This is a genomic window from Nocardia sp. NPDC055029, assembly GCF_053608525.1.
The window spans coordinates 70048-86548 of the sequence record NZ_JBSGVQ010000004.1; the positions used below are offsets into that span (position 1 = coordinate 70048).

The 16501-nt window shown below is 67.5% G+C and carries 19 protein-coding genes, 1 tRNA gene and 2 riboswitches; of the genes, 12 read left to right on the forward strand and 8 right to left on the reverse strand.

Features of this window, described 5'->3' with window-relative positions; genetic code table 11:
* Position 1: 1 nt before the first annotated feature.
* Positions 2–961, reverse strand: a complete 960-nt coding sequence (locus ACWF9G_RS05090; protein WP_452513780.1) for an SMP-30/gluconolactonase/LRE family protein — start codon at positions 959–961, stop codon at positions 2–4.
* 114 nt (positions 962–1075) lie between these two features.
* Here ACWF9G_RS05090 and ACWF9G_RS05095 point away from each other — a divergent pair, with 114 nt between their 5' ends.
* On the forward strand, positions 1076–1525 hold the full coding sequence (locus ACWF9G_RS05095; protein ID WP_379304364.1) for a MarR family winged helix-turn-helix transcriptional regulator: 450 nt from the start codon (positions 1076–1078) through the stop codon (positions 1523–1525).
* 57 nt (positions 1526–1582) lie between these two features.
* Here the strand turns inward: ACWF9G_RS05095 and ACWF9G_RS05100 are convergent, their stop codons facing one another.
* Entirely contained in the window at positions 1583–2038 is a 456-nt protein-coding gene (locus ACWF9G_RS05100) for an SRPBCC family protein (RefSeq protein WP_379304366.1), read from the reverse strand.
* A gap of 144 nt (positions 2039–2182) precedes the next feature.
* Positions 2183–2300, forward strand: a riboswitch (SAM riboswitch).
* Between the two features lie 14 nt (positions 2301–2314).
* Here ACWF9G_RS05100 and ACWF9G_RS05105 point away from each other — a divergent pair.
* Genes ACWF9G_RS05105 through ACWF9G_RS05115 form a run of 3 tightly spaced genes read left to right on the forward strand, consistent with a single transcriptional unit; the run spans position 2315 to position 4655 of the window.
* A complete protein-coding gene (locus ACWF9G_RS05105) occupies positions 2315–3091 on the forward strand; it encodes an AfsA-related hotdog domain-containing protein (protein WP_379304368.1) in 777 nt (258 codons plus the stop codon).
* A complete protein-coding gene (locus ACWF9G_RS05110) occupies positions 3088–3819 on the forward strand; it encodes an HAD family hydrolase (protein WP_452513783.1) in 732 nt (243 codons plus the stop codon). The genes ACWF9G_RS05105 and ACWF9G_RS05110 overlap by 4 nt, the downstream gene beginning before the upstream one ends.
* Positions 3813–4655 carry a hypothetical protein gene (locus ACWF9G_RS05115; protein ID WP_452513785.1) on the forward strand — a complete coding sequence of 281 codons (843 nt, stop codon included), beginning with the start codon at positions 3813–3815 and terminating at the stop codon, positions 4653–4655. The genes ACWF9G_RS05110 and ACWF9G_RS05115 overlap by 7 nt, the downstream gene beginning before the upstream one ends.
* Positions 4656–4679: 24 nt before the next feature.
* Here the strand turns inward: ACWF9G_RS05115 and ACWF9G_RS05120 are convergent, their stop codons facing one another.
* Positions 4680–5582 (reverse strand): ADP-ribosylglycohydrolase family protein, encoded by a 903-nt coding sequence (locus tag ACWF9G_RS05120; RefSeq protein WP_452513787.1) that lies wholly within the window; start codon positions 5580–5582, stop codon positions 4680–4682.
* Positions 5583–5641: 59 nt separating this feature from the next.
* On the opposite strand from ACWF9G_RS05120, the gene ACWF9G_RS05125 reads away from it, so the two are divergent.
* Positions 5642–5701: transfer RNA gene (locus ACWF9G_RS05125), tRNA-Glu, on the forward strand.
* 12 nt (positions 5702–5713) lie between these two features.
* On the opposite strand, the gene ACWF9G_RS05130 is transcribed toward ACWF9G_RS05125, so the two are convergent.
* From ACWF9G_RS05130 to ACWF9G_RS05150, 5 genes are all read right to left on the reverse strand, one after another.
* Complete coding sequence (locus ACWF9G_RS05130) at positions 5714–6553, reverse strand: DUF4265 domain-containing protein (protein WP_452513789.1); 840 nt, start codon at positions 6551–6553, stop codon at positions 5714–5716.
* Positions 6554–6587: 34 nt separating this feature from the next.
* The gene (locus ACWF9G_RS05135; protein ID WP_452513791.1) at positions 6588–6920 is read right to left on the reverse strand and encodes a helix-turn-helix domain-containing protein; all 333 of its coding nucleotides are present in this window, start codon (positions 6918–6920) and stop codon (positions 6588–6590) included.
* Positions 6917–7288 carry a type II toxin-antitoxin system RelE/ParE family toxin gene (locus ACWF9G_RS05140; RefSeq protein WP_379078057.1) on the reverse strand — a complete coding sequence of 124 codons (372 nt, stop codon included), beginning with the start codon at positions 7286–7288 and terminating at the stop codon, positions 6917–6919. The genes ACWF9G_RS05135 and ACWF9G_RS05140 overlap by 4 nt, the downstream gene beginning before the upstream one ends.
* Positions 7289–7368: 80 nt before the next feature.
* On the reverse strand, positions 7369–8544 hold the full coding sequence (locus ACWF9G_RS05145) for an MFS transporter (protein WP_452513793.1): 1176 nt from the start codon (positions 8542–8544) through the stop codon (positions 7369–7371).
* Complete coding sequence (locus ACWF9G_RS05150) at positions 8522–9148, reverse strand: FMN-dependent NADH-azoreductase (RefSeq protein WP_452513795.1); 627 nt, start codon at positions 9146–9148, stop codon at positions 8522–8524. Before ACWF9G_RS05150 ends, ACWF9G_RS05145 begins: the two co-directional genes overlap by 23 nt.
* 218 nt (positions 9149–9366) lie before the next feature.
* A riboswitch (SAM riboswitch) is annotated at positions 9367–9483 on the forward strand.
* Positions 9484–9524: 41 nt separating this feature from the next.
* Between ACWF9G_RS05150 and ACWF9G_RS05155 the strand changes: the two genes are divergently transcribed.
* Genes ACWF9G_RS05155 through ACWF9G_RS05185 form a run of 7 tightly spaced genes read left to right on the forward strand, consistent with a single transcriptional unit; the run spans position 9525 to position 16218 of the window.
* On the forward strand, positions 9525–10688 hold the full coding sequence (locus tag ACWF9G_RS05155; protein WP_379304387.1) for an ABC transporter substrate-binding protein: 1164 nt from the start codon (positions 9525–9527) through the stop codon (positions 10686–10688).
* A complete protein-coding gene (locus tag ACWF9G_RS05160; protein ID WP_452513797.1) occupies positions 10688–12523 on the forward strand; it encodes an ABC transporter permease in 1836 nt (611 codons plus the stop codon). The genes ACWF9G_RS05155 and ACWF9G_RS05160 overlap by 1 nt, the downstream gene beginning before the upstream one ends.
* Complete coding sequence (locus ACWF9G_RS05165) at positions 12504–13406, forward strand: ABC transporter ATP-binding protein (protein WP_452513798.1); 903 nt, start codon at positions 12504–12506, stop codon at positions 13404–13406. Before ACWF9G_RS05160 ends, ACWF9G_RS05165 begins: the two co-directional genes overlap by 20 nt.
* The gene (locus ACWF9G_RS05170; protein WP_379304393.1) at positions 13396–14142 is read left to right on the forward strand and encodes an ABC transporter ATP-binding protein; all 747 of its coding nucleotides are present in this window, start codon (positions 13396–13398) and stop codon (positions 14140–14142) included. The genes ACWF9G_RS05165 and ACWF9G_RS05170 overlap by 11 nt, the downstream gene beginning before the upstream one ends.
* Complete coding sequence (locus tag ACWF9G_RS05175; RefSeq protein WP_452513800.1) at positions 14139–15149, forward strand: LLM class flavin-dependent oxidoreductase; 1011 nt, start codon at positions 14139–14141, stop codon at positions 15147–15149. The genes ACWF9G_RS05170 and ACWF9G_RS05175 overlap by 4 nt, the downstream gene beginning before the upstream one ends.
* The gene (locus ACWF9G_RS05180; protein WP_452513801.1) at positions 15146–15616 is read left to right on the forward strand and encodes a hypothetical protein; all 471 of its coding nucleotides are present in this window, start codon (positions 15146–15148) and stop codon (positions 15614–15616) included. Before ACWF9G_RS05175 ends, ACWF9G_RS05180 begins: the two co-directional genes overlap by 4 nt.
* Positions 15613–16218: an alkylhydroperoxidase domain protein gene (locus ACWF9G_RS05185; protein WP_452513803.1), complete on the forward strand. Its 606-nt coding sequence runs from the start codon at positions 15613–15615 to the stop codon at positions 16216–16218. The genes ACWF9G_RS05180 and ACWF9G_RS05185 overlap by 4 nt, the downstream gene beginning before the upstream one ends.
* Positions 16219–16501: the final 283 nt, after the last annotated feature.

Here is a 16501-nt window from a genome sequence, read left to right on the forward strand (position 1 = left end):
CTCAGAACCCGTCGACCGCCGACACCACGAACGTTCCCGGCGCGCCCGCATCGCCCATCGGCCCGCCCTTGTCGAACTGTGACGACACGATCAGCGCCCGATCGCCCGAGTGCACCATCGTCGTGGGGATATTCAGTGCGGGATCATGGAATTCGCGATCACGCGTCGCCGCGGCACCGCGGTCGCTGACGGTCCAGCGGCTGATGGTGTTCTCGGTGTTGTGGACCACCCACAGGGTGTTGTCGCGCAGTTCCATGCCGTCGCCGTGGCGCACGTCGCCGCCGGTCAGCGCGACCTTGCGGATCGGCTCGGCGCCGGTCAGGTCGATCCGGTACAGCTCGCCCGCCGACATCGCGACGACGAGCAGATACGTCCCTGCCGGATCGGCGACGATGCCGTTCAGTTCGAAGGTCTTCGCGTCGCGCGGTCCGAGCACCGGACCCAGGTCGTAAGCGACCCCCAATTCGCCACGGCCCGTGGCCACTTGGTCCGGGGTGACCCGATAGACGACATTGCGGACACTGTCGGTCAGATAGGCGCTCCCGTCGGCCCCGAAGTCGAGATCGTTGACGAAACGCGGAGCGGCGCCCGCCACCTCGAACCGGGCCAGCAGCGCGCGGGAGCCGATGTCGTACACCGCGACTCCCACACCCGAATCGATCACCCACAGCCTGCCGTCCCGGTCGACCCGCACGCCGTTGGTGGTCTTACGGCCGTCCGCGCCGGCGGGCAGGAACACTTCCGCGCGCTTGGCTCCCGCGGCCGCCCGATAGACCGTGCCGTCGGCGAACGAGCCGATATAGCTGTCACCGGAGCGGGCATCAAGCGCAATGCCCTCGGGATACACAGCGTTGCCGGGCAGCTCGAAGGCGGTGCGCAACGTGGGCGCGGAGTCGGTTCCGCACGCCGTCGCGGACAGACAGGCGACGGCCAGGGCGATGGTGGCGCTGGACCTGATCATGATGAAGCCTCTCAGTGATGTAATGCCAAACATCAAGCAATGGGCAGAAATGTAGATTAGAGTTCTAATGATCGTCAAGGGCATTACGTGATGACGGGCGGATACCATGCACGCATGACGTCCATGCCCGCCGCCGAGAGGCTCGGCACGTATATCAAGCGCGCCGAGCAGGCCCTGATCGCGGCGAAGACCGCCGCGCTGAAGCCGGCCGGGCTGACGGTCCCGCAGTACAGCGCCCTGCTGCACCTCGCGGAGAACCCCGGCATCTCCGCCGCGGCGCTGGCCAGACTGGCGGGGGTGACGCCGCCGACCATGAACACCGTCCTGACCAACCTCCAGGACCGTGGCCTGGTCGAGCGCACGCCGCACGAGTGGCACAAGAACGTGCTGGAGACCCGGCTGACCGAGGCAGGCCGGGAGGTGACCGCCGCGGGGGACGTGAACGCGGTCGCGGTGGAGCGTGACCTCGCGGCCCGGTTCACCGCCGAGGAGCTCGCGACGGTGACGGCTCTGCTCACGCGCACGGCGGAGGCTCTGGAGGAGATCAGGCAAGACCTGCCGTGACCCCGAAACGACGAGAGCCCGCCGGAAGATCCGGCGGGCTCTCGAGGTGTGTGCGGGTCAGCGCTCCGCGACAGCCTTGACCTTGCTGAGGGTTTCGTGCATGCCCGCGACCAGGTCGGCCTCGAACTTCTCCTCGCCGCCGAGGGCGACCTTGATCGTCCCGCGCAGCCACGCGGGCACGCCCTTGACGGGGTCGACGGTGCGGGTCTCGACAACGCGGGTGCCGGTAGCGGTCGGTTCGAGCTCGTAGCGCCACACCGTGCGGTTCTCGTTCATCCGGAACGCGATGGACTTGTTGGGCTCGTAGCTCACGATGCGCGAAGTGGTCGGGTACACCTTCCAGCCGACCTTGTTCAGATTGACGGTGTAGGCGCCGTCGCGGACCCCACCGACGGCGATCATCTTCAGCGTGGTCGGGCTGAGCTCGGGCATGCGGCGCAGGTCGGCCAGGATCGACCACACCTTCTCCGGCGCTGCGGCGATGTCGATGCTGGCTTCGAGATTGTTCGGCAACGGTGCCTCCGGGATGGGTGTGACGGACTGTCACGCACAGCATAGGCATCGTCGACCAGGGGATCTTCCGCCTGTGGTCGGATTTTTCGCAGCGTGGTCGCAACACTGTTCAAAAGGTTTGCGGCCGAATAATTTTCGTTCGACGGTCACGAGTTCCAGCTTCGAGCCCCGGCTTGCTGGGCGGCAACCCTCCATCGGCGGCGGGGTGCTCCGGGTGACGACCGGATGGCGGGGGAGTTCCCACCCGCCATAAGCGTCCTTCTGAAGGGTTCATCCATGTCTGTTGTCCAACTCGACTCCACCACCCGTGCCCCGGAAACGGTGGCGACCACGTTCGTCGTGGTGGCCGACCGGTTTCTCGGTATCTCCGCGGACGACCGGGTGCACACCGTGTCGGGCCTCGTCGCCCTGTTGCGTAGCGGCCGCCTGGCCGATCGGGAGTTGACGGTGCACTTGGGGCAGGGCATCACCCGGCACGATCTCGACTACCTCGACCATGTCGCGCAGACCGCGGGGGCCGGGTTGCGGGTGGTCGGGGAGATCGCCGAGCCCGCCCGCCGCCATCACGTGCACAAGTACCAGCACTCCAATGTGCTGCTGGCCGGGCTGACCAGGGAAGCCGAGAACCTCTTCCGCGCCGATCTGCGCCTCGACAGCGACAACGAACTGCTGCTCGACCATCAGACCGGCGAGCACGTGCAGGGCATCGTGGTGATCGAGGCGGTGCGCCAGCTGTTCCTGGCCGCGTTCGAACTCGAGTACGGCGTGCGCAGGCCGCAGGAGCACTTCTACATCGTGTGGAACAACGTGGACCTGCGGTTCACCTCGTTCCTGTTCCCGCTGCCCGCGACCCTGCACGCCCGGCTCACACCGGTCTCGGTGGACGACCCTGGCAAGCTGCAGTTCGTCATCGAGACCGAGGTGCGCCAATTCGGCAAGACCGTGGCCGACTCGCGCGTCGAGTTCACCGCGCTGCCCAACGAGCGCATCGCGCAGATCGAGCGGGCCAAGGCGGCCAAGGCTGTCACCGCGCACCTGGCGGAGTCGGCATGAGCGAGCGGCGAGTAGGCGCCGGCGCGGCGTTCTTCGATGTCGACGAAACGCTGATCACCGTCAAGAGCATGTTCGCGTTCCTGCGGCACTGGCTCGCCGAGAACGGTGACGACGGCGGCGAGTACGCGCGCATCACCGGCGAGATCAAGGAGCGCGCGGCGGCAGGAACCCCGCGCGAGGAGATCAACCGCCACTACTACCGGGTCTATCGCGGAGTCGAGTACGCCGCGCTCGCGGAATCGGGGAAGCGCTGGTTCGGCGCCTTCGCCGCCGACGGTTCGCCGTTCTATCTCGACACCCTGGAAGCTCTGCGCGCACATCATGATTCGGGTGTGCGCACGGTGCTGCTCTCCGGGTCGTTCGCGCCGGCGATCGCCCCGGTGGCCGGCGCGGTAGGCGCCGATCACATCATCGCCACCGAACCGGTGCTCGACGAACACGGCGTGCTGACCGGCGAGGTGCACCGCCCGATGATCGGCGAGGCCAAAGGCGAAGCGGTGGTGGCCTACCTCCGCGAACACGGCATCAGCCCCGACGACACCTGGGGTTACGGCGATCACAGCACGGACCTGCCGTTTCTGTGGATCGTCGCGCATCCCTTCCACCGCGGCGACGACCCGCACCTGCTTGCCGCCGCGACCGCGGCGTGGCGCAGGCTCGGTGACCGGGTCGGCGACGTGAACGGCATCGAACTCGCCGACGATCGAAAGGTGTTGTCCGCATGGTGAAACGGCTCTACGATCTGACGCCGACCACGCAGGGCCCGCTGTATCCGCCCAGTGAAATCGTGGACGCCGATGGCAATTTCCTCGTCGTCGGTTTCCTCAACGAAGCGGGCCCAGACGGCACGGTGACGCGTCGATGGGGACGTGCCGTCGTCGCGGCCGACACCCCACTGCCCGCGTTCGGCGAGAACCTGCCGTACCGGGTGATTCGTGAACTGCCCGAGCAGCTTTCAGCGGACGACGCGAATCTGGTTCTGCACACGCTTCCGTTGCCACTGCCCGCGCACAACTACCCGATGGTCTTCGCTCCCGACCAGCTCCCGAACGCAGGGGAGGTGGTGCGACCCAGCTACCCCTTCCATGAGGTGCCGATCCCTGATCTGCGCCCCGAGGACGGTCGCAAACTCACCGAGCCGGTCACGCTCGGCCGCTGGCTGGAAGCACGTGGCACGGTAGAGGTCTCCGTCAGCGACGACGAACGGCACGGCGAATTCCGTTTCGAGCTCAGTGGATTGATCCCCGATTCGCTCTACACGATCATGTCCCTGCGCTCGGGCGACCTGAATCCGGCCGCACCCACCCGCCCCGGCCCACTCGGTGTCCCCAATGTCTTCATCACGGCCGCCGATGGCACCGCCACCTACCGGGCCACCCTCCCCAACCCGTTCCCCGACCCGACTACCCCCGGCGCGAACCGCATCATCAGCGTGGTCGTCCTCTGGCAGAGCTATCAGCAGAACTACGGCGGCGCGATCGGCCACTTCGGCCTCGGCGGCGACATCCACGCCCAGCTCAAACTCCCCACCCCGACCTTCGAGGAGTTCCACACCCGCCCCTGACCGAACGCGTCGGCCCCGGCGCCCTCACCCTCGCTCTGTCACCCAGGCCGGCAGCGCTTCCCGCGCTGCCAGCCATTCCTCCGGCACACCGCCCGGCGTCCCGATTCCCGTGCGCGCGGCCACGATTCCGCCGACTATCGCCGCGGTGGTGTCCGCATCCCCACCAGCCTCGACACACGCGGTGATCGCGGCGGGATAGTCGTCGAGGAAGCTCGCCGCCGCCCACAGCGTGAATGGCACCGTGTCCTGCGCGCTGACCTGCGCACCATTACCCAGTTCATAGGAAGCTTCGGCCACCGATCGCCCGAGGAGCTTCTTGGCGCGCCGCACCCCACTCGCCGTCCGCCCGTCGATCAGATACGGCTCCACCACGTCCAGTAGTTCCTGTGGCGCACAGTCCTTTCCACGGCTGATGGCCGCCCAGCTAGCAGCCACCGCGACAATCATCGCCCCTACGATCGCCTCCGGATGCCGATGTGTCACCTCGGCAGCCGACGCCGCCTCCGCCGCGGCCCGATCGAACTCCCCGGCGAAATACGCCCCGAGCGGCGCCACCCGCATCGCCGCACCGTTCCCCCACGAGCCCTGGCCGTCGAACAAGGCCCCGGCAGCCTCAGCCCACGGCCGCCCATCCCGAATCTGGTGCAGCACGACAACGGTCCCACCGCTGTACCCGCGATACGGCTCGCACCGATCGGCAAAGGTGGCCGCCAGCGCATCCCGCTCGATACGCCCTCGTTCCCGCACCTCGGTGAACACCGAACACGCCATCTCGGTGTCATCGGTCCACTCCCACGGACCCGCGGGCGGCCGCCCGGCGACAAGTTCGGCCACAGACCGCCCAGGAACAAAGAACTGAGCCCCCAACGCATCACCCACCGACAACCCATCCAAGCTGTCGCGAGCGCTTTCGATCTCTTTCACCATGTGCCGGCCATCCTGCCAACTAATAGTGGTCGCCGCAACCAGAACTTATGTCGGCGGGCAGCTCGCGGTGGTAGAGCGCCCGGCTCTCAACCGGGTGGACGCCGGTTCGAGCCCGGTCGACCAGGCATCCCTCACTCCACCGATCCGTCGGACTCGTCGGGGTAGGCGAAGTCTTCGATGGTCCACGGGTCGGTGGGTTGATCGCGCCAGGCCAGTTTGCCGGGTGGCAGGGCTGCCAGTTCGGTGACGGCGGAGTCGACGTCCACCACGTGCTGGATGTGGAGGAGGGTCGCGGTGTCGGGGTCGAGCGGGTCGTCTGAGCCGTCGCCGATGATCCAGTCACCCTCGGGGTCGTGGACCACGACCAGCGCGGGGCGTTCGCCGGACGCGACGGTGTTGTAGACGCAGGCCGCGAGATCGTCGGGGAAGGCGAGACCGTAGGACTCGGGCGGCGGGTCGCTGGGATTGCGATCGGGAAGCGCGGGGGTGGCGGTGCGCCACTGCTCGGTCACCGAACCGAGGTCGTAGAACCACAGCCCGTCGGCATGTCCCTGCGCGAGAGTGGCTTTGGTTTCCTCGATGTCGCTGCTCGCCGGGACATTCAGCGCGACAAGGCCGGTGCGGCTGCCCTCCCCGTCGACCCCGAGCGGTTCGAAGGCGTCGAGTACCGCCTGGCGAACTTCCGCACGCAGACATCCGTCGGCCGGGATGACCCGGATCGTGCAGTTCCCGGACGATTCGAGCACCTCTCCCGCCCACAGCACGCCGTCGTCGCCGGCCTCGACCGCGATGACATCGCCGCACGCGACATCGCGTGCGTGAAAAGGGATGTTGTCCAGCCGAACCCGAGTTTCGTCGACCCGCACCGCCCACATCCGCTCCGTGGCGAACGAATGCCACCCCGCCGGATCGTCCGGCAGCCGAAACACCACCCGGACATAGTCGACCCCGTCACCCGCACCCACCGTCATACCGGAGAGCATGCCAGGGGATACGGCCGACGAATCAGGCGACATTCCACGTTCGGTCGCCCAGCCGGACGACGACGTCCACTGATCCGCCGAGCGCGGCGACATACGAGCGGATGGCATCGATCCCGGAGATCTCGCCCCGCTCGATCTTCGACACCCTGGCTTGGGTGACGCCCAAGGTATCGGCGAGTGCGACCTGAGTGATCCCCATCGCCTTTCTGATCTCGGCCAGCTGATGCCCGCGAAGGTACGACTCGTGACGTTCGTCTGCTTTGCGCGAACCTGCCGCACGCTCGGCAGACGACCGCGGATCCTGCTGCCGCGCCTTTGTTTTGACGTCTTTCCACTTGCTGAATTCCGTACTCATGGCTGCCGCTCCTTCAACGCTTCCAAGTGCTCGGCGAAGCGCTTGTCGGCCAGCGGTATCGCCCCGCTGTACCAACCCTGCCAGTTATTGGATTTGTCGCCGGCCACCAACATCACCGCTTCGCGGGCCGGGTCGAAGGCGAACAGTATCCGCACCTCTGTAGTGCCGGTCGAGGCAGGCCGTAGCTCCTTCATATTGTGATACCGGCTGCCCTTGATGCGATCAACCAGCGGCCGGCCCACACACGGGCCCTCTGACATCAGGTGATCGATTGCCCGCTCGATCAGGTCACCCGTTTCCGGGTCTCCATCGCAGATTGCCAAGAACCATGACTCCACCTCCGGATGCAGGACAATCTCCCAGGTCACCAGCCTCAGTATAACCAAATTGTCATATCCGGTCCATGGCTGACAGCCGGGCGTGATCCATTAGGGCTCGAGCGGCCCGATCACCTGGTACGCAGTTTGGTTGATGCGAAAGCCAGGGTGGACCCGGTGAATCCGAGGGCGGCGATGACCAGTGCCACGGCGGTGAAACCGTTGCCTGCGACCAGGTTGGTCAGCTGGGGGCCTGTGGCGGCGCCGAGGAACAGGGCGAAGGTGTAGAGGGCGGTGGCCGCGCCTCTGGCTTCGCCTGCCCGGGCGGCGATCGCCTGGACGGCTGCGGGAGCGGCGATGGCGACCGAGGCGACAAAGACGAAAAGCCAGGCGGCGACCCAGAGGCCGCCCAAGGGGACGGCAGTGATGCCTGCGGCCGCGCCTGCCGCGGCGAGTGCGCTGATCAGGCGCAGTTCCGGATTGATCGCCGCCAATCTGGTGGCCAGCAGGGGGATCGCGATCATGGCCGGGATCGCGCTGGCTCGCAGTGCGAGCAACGCGGCACCGCCGACGCCGGCAGGCGGCGCCAGCTGGACGCCGGTGTAGATGCCGACGAAGGAGCCGAGAACGGCGAGGCAGCTCAGGTAGAGCAGGGTCAGGCGCGGGGTGCGCAGCAGGGTGGCGAACGCGGTGAACACCGTGCCAGCCGATGCCGCGGCCGGGCGCTTGCCCGGCTCGAGGACGGCGTGCAGCACCACAGCCGACACCGCGAAACTCAGTGCACCGGTGACGAATACAACTCGCCACCCGAACACGTCGTCGATGACCTGGGCCAGCACCTGCGCGATCACGCCCGCACCGAGGAACGAGCTGGTCAGGCAGGTCAGGGCGAAGACGCGTCGGGCGGGAGCGATGCGCTCGGCGAGGTAGGCGAAGGCCGCGGGGGCGAAGAAGGACGCGGTGAGTCCTTGCAGAATCCGGGCGGCGAGTCCGGCGCCGAGGTTCGGTGCGGCGATCACCACCAGCGTGGACACCGCGGTCGCGGCGAGGCCGGTCACGATCACGGGCCTGCGCCCCCACCGGTCCGACAGCGGCCCGGTCACCAGGAATCCGGCGCCGTAGGCCAGCCCGAACGCGGTGCTCGTCCAGGTCGCCGCGGCGCGGGAGGTGCCCCACGCCGCGGCCAGATCGCCCAGAATCGGGAGCACCACGTACAACTGCCCGACGACGAGAATGCCGACGGCGCAGATCGTCGCGACGGTGCGCCCGGTCGGCGCCCACGTCTCAGTAGTCGCCGGCGAGCTCACGCGCACGTTCCTGCGCCGCGGCGAAGCCGACCTGCGGGTCCTCGGTGAGCACGGTCGGGGCGAAGCGGATCTCGGCGACGTCCTTCACGCCGATGAATCGCAGCCAGTCCTGCACGAACGGGGTGGCGAAGTCGTTGCCGAACTGGATCGGCACGCCCGGCTGGTGCACACCGCTGGTGTACACGGTGACGGCCCGCTTGCCGTCGAGCAGGCCGCTGTAGCCGACCTCGGGATCGAAGCCGAACGCCCACCCGGGCTGGGTGACGATGTCGACGTACTGCTTGAGGATGTAGGGCACCCCGTGGTTCCAGATCGGGATGTTGACGACATACAGATCGGCGGCGGCGAACCGGTCGAACACGGCGCGTGCCTGCTCCCAGGCGGCGACCTGTTCCGGCGTCTGCTCCGACCCGGTGAACACGGCCAGTTTGGCCGCGGCCGCATCGGTGCCGAATTCGGGCAGTCCCGCGTCGAACAGGTCGAGCGTGTCGACCTGCAAGCCGGAATCCTTCGCGGCGAGCGTTTCGATGAAAGTCTGCGCAATGGAGCGGGATTGACTGAATTCGCCGCGTGCGGAGGCATTGATGTGCAGCAGAGTGGTCATGGGGAATAGCAGTACCGAGCCCGCGGACCCGCGACAATGATTTGTCGCACGCTGCGCTGATCCCGCCGCGATTCCCGACCGCCCGGCGCGGCCTTTTGTCTCGAGCTGATCGCAAACCCGCGGCGCGCCGATGCCGCAGCTAGAGCCGTATCCGGCTGTCCCGGAACGGTATCGAACACGATCGTGGCGCCCGGACCTGCTGCTACATTTCCTCCCACGGTCACGAGTATCAGCAATTTCGAGCCCCGGCTCGCTGATCGGCAACCCTCGCTTGGCGGTGGGGTGCCCCGGGTGACGACCAGGCGCTCTCGAAAAAGAGAGCGCAAGCGCTGAATGCCCGGGGTTCCCTGGCGTCCGAATTCGAAGGAAATCATCAATGAGCAAGTTCTCGATCGGCTCGCGCCGTCGTTTCAAGATTGTGGCGGGTGCGCTGGCCGCGGTGAGTGTGGCGGCCGCGGTGGTCGGTTGCAGCGACGCGGGCGGCGGTGGTTCCGCGGACGGCCCGGTGTATTTCGGCGTCTCCGGTCCGCGCACCGGTCCGTCCGCCGAGTACGGCCGGTTGTGGCAGCAGGGCTTCGACCTCGCCCTCGACGAGATCAACGCCGCGGGCGGCATCAACGGCCGCAAGGTCGAATTGAAGTGGGAGGACTCGCAATCCGACCCCAAGCAGACGGTGCCGATCGCCACCAAGTTCGTCGACGACTCCTCGATCATCGCCGAGCTGGGCGACTTCTCCTCCCCGGCGTCGATCGCCGCGTCGCCGATCTACAACCGCGGCAAGCTCGTCCAGTACGGCTTCACCAACTCCGCGGTGGACTTCACCAAGGCCGGTGCCTACTCGTGGAGCCCGTCGATCACCCTCGACGTGTTCCAGGAGCGCAATGCCGAGTGGGTGAGCAAGAAGGCCAAGAAGGTCTCGGTGGTCTACCTCGAAACCGACTGGGGCAAGCAGGCATTCCAGTTCTTCGAGAAGTTCGCCAAGCAGAAGGGCGTGGAGATCGTCTACTCCTCGCCGATCCTGCCCGACTCCACCGATGTGAAGCCGATCCTGATCAAGGGCCGCGAGGCGAACCCGGAGGCGTTCGTGCACCTGGGCTACGGACCCGACGGCGCGCTGGTGGTCAAGCAGCTGCGTGACGTCGGCTTCACCGGTCAGTTCTTCGGTGGTCAGAACACCCCGCAGTTCATCTCGCTGGCGGGCGCGGCGGCCGAGGGCGACATCGTCAACGGCATCTTCAGCCCCGCCGACCCCGACCCGAAGGTGCAGGACTTCGTCACCAAGTTCCGCGCGAAGTTCAACACCGACCCCGGCGACTTCAACGTCTACGCCTACGACGCCCTGAATGTGGTGGTGCAGGCGGCCAAGAAGGGCGGGGCCACTCGCGAAGGCGTCCTGGACGGCCTGAAGACCGAAACCCGATTCACCGGAATCGGTCTCGGCACCTTCGCGTTCGATCAGGAGACCCGCCGCCCGAAGGGCGTGAGCCCGCGCGAACTGGTGCTGACGGGCGGTAAGTTCGTCCCGACCGGCAATCGCTGATGTTCGACACCCTCGTCGCCGGTGTGGTCCACGGCAACGCGTACGCGCTGCTCGCCGTGGGCATCACCCTCATCTTCGGCGTCACCAATGTCATCAATTTCGCGCACGGCGCCGTCTTCGCGCTCGGGTCGATCCTTGGCTGGTGGCTGATCGCCGAACAGGGCTTCCCCCTGTGGCTGACCATCGTGTCGGTGGTCGCGATCACCGCGGTGGTCGGCATCCTCATCGACGTCCTGGCCGTGCACCCGCTGCGCAAGGCGCCCGCCATCGCGGCATTGCTGGCGACGGTCGCGGCCGGGTTGATCATCGAGAACCTGACCCAGATCGTGTTCGGCCCGGACACGCGCCCGTTCCCACAGGTGCTGCCAACCAACAACTTCCAGCTCGGCGGTGTCCGCTTCGGCACCTCCGATCTGGTGATGTTCGCGATCACCCTGGCGGTCATGGCCGGGCTGGCCGGCTTCCTGCGGTTCAGCCGGTACGGCCTGGCCATCCGCGCCACCGCCCAGGACCCGGACGCGGCGGCCCAGATGGGCATCGGGGTGTCGCGCATCCAGGTGCTCGCCTTCGCGATCGCCTCCGGGCTCGGTGGGCTCGCGGGAATCTTCGTCGGCCTGTACAACTCGAACATCTCGCCGACCAGCGGCACTCTCGCCGGGCTCACCGGCTTCGTCGCCGCCACCATCGGCGGGCTCGGCTCGATTCCCGGAGCGGTGATCGGCGGCTTCGCGCTCGGCATTCTCGAGGCGTTCGGGATCTATGTCTTCGGCGACGGCTACCGCGATCTGATCACCTTCGGCGTCCTCGTGGCGTTCCTGGTCCTGCGGCCAGGTGGGTTGCTGGCGAAGGCGCCCGCCATCAGCGCCGAACCGCTCACCGGCACGTTCCTCGGTGTCGGCAGGCAGCTCAGGGTGCGATGGTGGCACGCGGTCGGGGCGTTCGCGGTGGCGGCGCTGATCGTGCCGCTGGTCGCGAACAACTACGCCATCGTGGTGGGCACCCAGATCCTGGCCTACGCCATCATCGCGGTCTCGATGACGCTGGTGGCGGGCTCGGCAGGGCAACTGGTGATCGGACAGGCCGGGCCGATCGCGATCGGCGCGTACACCTCGGCCATCCTGACGGTGAACCACGACTGGCCGTTCCTCGCCGCGGCGCTGGCAGGCGGTGTGCTTGCCGCGGTGATCTCCTCGATCCTGGCCGCGCCGCTGTGGAATCTGAACGGGCACTACGTCGCGATCGCCACCCTCGGGATCGGCATCGTGATCGTCGCGGTGATCCGTAACTGGGAGTCGCTGACGAGGGGCAGCTACGGCATCTTCGGCATTCCGGTGCCGAGCATCCTCGGCCACGAGTTCACCGAGAACACCGAGGTGTTCTGGCTGGAGCTGGTGTTCCTGGCGATCACCCTCGCGGTGGTCGTCGGTGTGCAGCGGTCCCGGCTCGGTACCGCCTTGCGGGCGGTGGGCGCCGACGAGGTCGCGGCCAGGTCATCGGGTATCCCGGTGCGCGACTACAAGGCGCTCGCCTTCGCGATCAGCGCCCTGTTCTCCGGGATCGCGGGCGCGCTGCTCGCCCATCAGTACAGCTACATCGACCCGACCGTGTTCAACCTGCCCATGTCCCTGCTGATCGTCACCGTGCTCGTGCTCGGCGGCACCGGATCGCCGTACGGCGCGGTGCTCGGCGCCGCGGTGCTGATCGGTGTCCCCGAGGCGCTGCGGCTGGCGCCGGAGGCACGCATCCTGCTCTACGGCGTGGTGCTGCTGCTGATCATCCGGTTCCGTCCGCAGGGTGTTCTGGTGAGGAGTGAACGTGTCCCCGTCCCCGCATGAGCCCGTGCTCGCGGTCACCGGCCTGCGCAAGTCCTTCGGCGGCGTCCGCGCGGTCGACGGCATCGAATTGACCGTCGCCCCCGGTGAATTCGTGTCGATCATCGGACCCAACGGCTCCGGCAAGACGACCACGGTCAATCTCATCTCGGGCCTGCTGCGCCCGGACGAGGGTCGCGTCGAGGTGGCAGGCACTCGGCTGCGGGCCGGCTCGCAGGAGGCCGCGGCGCGGGCAGGCATCGCCAGGACCTTCCAGAACGGCAGGGTGTTCGGCAACCTGACCGTGCGCGAGAACGTCGAGATCGGCCTGCATACGACGGTCACCGCGGCCAGGCCGTGGCAGTCGCTGGCCCGGATCCCGGTGCTGCGCTGGATTCCGCTGCTGGCCGAGACGGTGCTGTCCCTGGTGCCGACCCCGGCGGTCCGCGCGGAACGCCGCGCGACGACCGCCCTCGTCGACACCCAGCTGGCCCGGTTCGCCGAACGGCTCGAACCCCGCGCCGAGCACAACGCCTACACCCTGTCCTACGCCAATCGCCGCCGCACCGAGATCGCCAGGGCACTGGCGCTGCGGCCCACGGTGCTGCTGCTCGACGAGCCAGCGGCGGGCATGAACCAGACCGAGACCGCCGAGGTCGGGCAGCAACTCGCCGAGCTGAAAGCCGCAGGCCAGACCATCGTGCTCGTCGAGCACAAACTGGAACTGGTGAACGCCCTGTCGGACCGGGTGATCGTGCTCGACGAAGGCCGGATCATCGCCGAGGGCAGCCCGGAACAGATCCAGCGGGACGAACGGGTGATCGAGGCCTACCTGGGGCGGCGCAGGGCGCGTGCCTCCGCCGCGAACGAGACAGCAGCAGAGAAGGTGACTGTCGGTGCCGAATGACGAGAACACCACGCCGATCCTGGAATTCGACGAGGTCACCGTGCACTACGGACCATCGCGCGCCCTGGACAAGGTATCGCTGACGGTGCGTGCGGGCGAGATCGTCTCGCTGCTCGGCGGCAATGCCTCCGGCAAGTCGACGACGATGAAGACCGCGCTCGGCCTGCTACGCCCGAGTTCCGGCACCGTGCGCATCGACGGTGTCGACGTGAGCACCAGCTCGCCCGCGACCCGTATCGAAGCCGGTCTCGCCTCGGTACCGGAGGCCAGGCGCGTGTTCCCGGCGATGACGGTGGAGGAGAACCTCTACGTCGGCGGCTACATCCGCAAGGAGCGGCGCTCGGTGCTGGCCGCCAGGGCCACCGAACTGTACGAGCACTTCCCGCGCCTGCGCGAGCGTCGCGCCCAGCAGGCGGGCACGCTGTCCGGTGGCGAACAGCAGATGCTCGCCTTCGCCAGGGCGCTGATGAGCAAACCCAGACTGATCTGCATGGACGAGCCGACCATGGGCCTGTCGCCGCTGTTCGTCGACCGGGTACTCGACGAGATCGCCCGCCTCAATACCGAATTGGGACTGGCCATCTTGATCGTGGAACAGCAGGCCGAACTCGCGCTGTCGATCGCGCACACCGGCAATGTGCTCAGCGGCGGCCGGATCGTCCTGCGTGGCACCGCGACCGAACTGCTCGACGATCCGGCGATCCGCGACGCCTACCTGGGGAAGGTGCCTGCATGACCGAAGGTAAGCGGCTGGGGCTGTTCACCCGGCTGGTTCGCTACGACGATGAGCAGAGCGCGTCCCAGGTCTATGCCGACGCGCTCGAGCAGATCGGCCTGGCCGAACGGCTCGGCTACGACACGGCCTGGGTCGCACAGCATCACGTCGACCCGGCCGAGGGCGGGCTGCCTTCGCCCCTGGTGTTCCTCGCCAACGCCGCTGCCCGCTTCGACCGGATCAGGCTCGGCACCGCCATCGTGACTCTCGGCCTCGAGGACCCGATCCGGGTGGCCGAGGACGCGGCGGTGCTCGACACCCTGTCCGGCGGACGGCTCGAATTGGGTTTCGGCAGTGGCGGTTCCAAGAGCTCCTTCGCGCTGTTCGATATCGCGCCCGACGACAAGCAGCGCGTGTACGCCGAGAAGCTGGCGGCGATCACCGCGGCGCTCGACGGCGCGGACCTGGTGCCGGGCAGGCCGTTGCACCCGCCGGTGACGACCTTGCGCGACCGCGTGTGGCACGCCAGTTTCTCCGTGGCCGGTGCCGCGCGCGCCGGTGCGACGGGTGCCGGGCTGTTGCTCTCGCGCACCCAGCCGCGCGACGAAGGTGTCCGGCTCGACAAGCTCCAAGACCAGCTGATCAGCGCTTACCGGCAGGCTCTGCCCGACGGCGCGACACCCCGAATAGGCGCCTCCCGCAGCATTTTCGTCGCCGACGACCGCGAAGACGCCCAGCGGTGGGCCCGGCGCGGGGCCCTGCGTTTCCTGGATCACCTGCGCACAGCGGGCATTTCGGAGATGGCGTCCACCGTCGAGGAGGTGCTGCGCGATTCCTACATCGGCACACCCGCCGACATCGCCGCGCGACTGGCCGCCGACACCGCGGTCGTCGCGGCCACCGATCTCATCGTCCAGATCCATCCGATCGATCCCGACCAGCGCGCCGCGCTGCGATCGATCGAACTCCTCGCCACCGAAGTCGCCCCGCGACTCGGCAGACCGGTCAGTAAAGGGGGTTCGGCATGAGCGCCGAAACCGATGTCATCGATGCGGTGCTCGGCGCCGAGGCGGCGGCGCGGGTCGCCGTCGTGCGCAGAAGCAGGCCTGCCGTGGTCGAACACACTCAGGGCGTGCATGATTCGCTGTTCGCCGGTCCCGGTGGTGTCGCCTTCGGCCCTGAGCGGCTGGCTCTCATCGCGACGCACGTCGCCGCGCTCGGCGAGGCGGCCGAGCTCGCGGCGCACTACGCTCGTCGCGCGGGAAACACTGGCACCGAACAGGATTCGGCGCACGATGCCAAGCTGACGGCTGCGCTGCATCACGCGACCAGGCTCACCACCGCCCCGTCTACCAGTACCCGCGCCCACATCGACGCGCTGCTGGCCGCCGGACTGACCGAGACCGACATCGTCACCGTCTCCCAGCTGGTCGGCTTCGTGAACTACCAGGTCCGCCTGCTGGCCGGCCTCGCACTGATCGGAGCGATCCGATGACCGAGGTTCGTACCGTCGAGACAGCCCATCGCCCACCAGGTTTCACCCAGGACCAGCTCGACTGGGTGCCCTGGGTGGAACCGATCGCGCTGGCCGACGCCGACGAACGGCAGCGGCCACTGCTGGAGGGTCAACGCGGCGAGAGCCCGTACTTCCGGCTGCTGGCCCGAAACGCCGAGGTGCTGGCCCATCGCAGCGCCAACGACAAGGACATCTTCTACAGCAGGGAAGGCCTGACCCGGGCCGAACGAGAACTCGCCGCGACGGTTACTTCGCGGTACAACGGCTGCGAGTACTGCACTTCGGTACACTCTCGTTTCACATCTCAGTTGTCCAAGCGCGCAGAGGATGTGCAGCGGCTGCTGGACGACGGGGTGACGGTACGGATCGACGAACGATGGGACGCGATCATCGATTTCACCGCCGCGCTGGCCGCGCAACCGCCACGGCCCGCGCACGCGGAACTGGCACGCCTGCGGCTGCTGGGTTTCGATGACGCCGACATTCACGATCTGGTGCTGTCGACCGCCTCGTTCTCGTGGGCGAATCGGCTCATGTTGAGCCTTGGCGAGCCGGAAGTTCTTGGGGCTTGTGCGGAGTGACAAAAAAGTTCTAGAAAATTCCTCTAAAACACTCCCTGTTCAGATTTGGCTCGGTATCGTCCGAGACGGCAAATGGCCAGTGACAACGTAGTCACAAAGCATCAACTTGGAGTGACACATGCTTTACAACATCACCGATGACAGCTCTGACGGCAACATTCTGACCCTCCTGCTCGGCCTGCTCACCAGCTCGCTCAGCAGTGGTTCTGCGCAGGCCTCGGGCAACTGAGCGGACTATAGCCAACTTTCGGCTAACGCGCGGTAAGCCGGAAGGGCGGCCGAA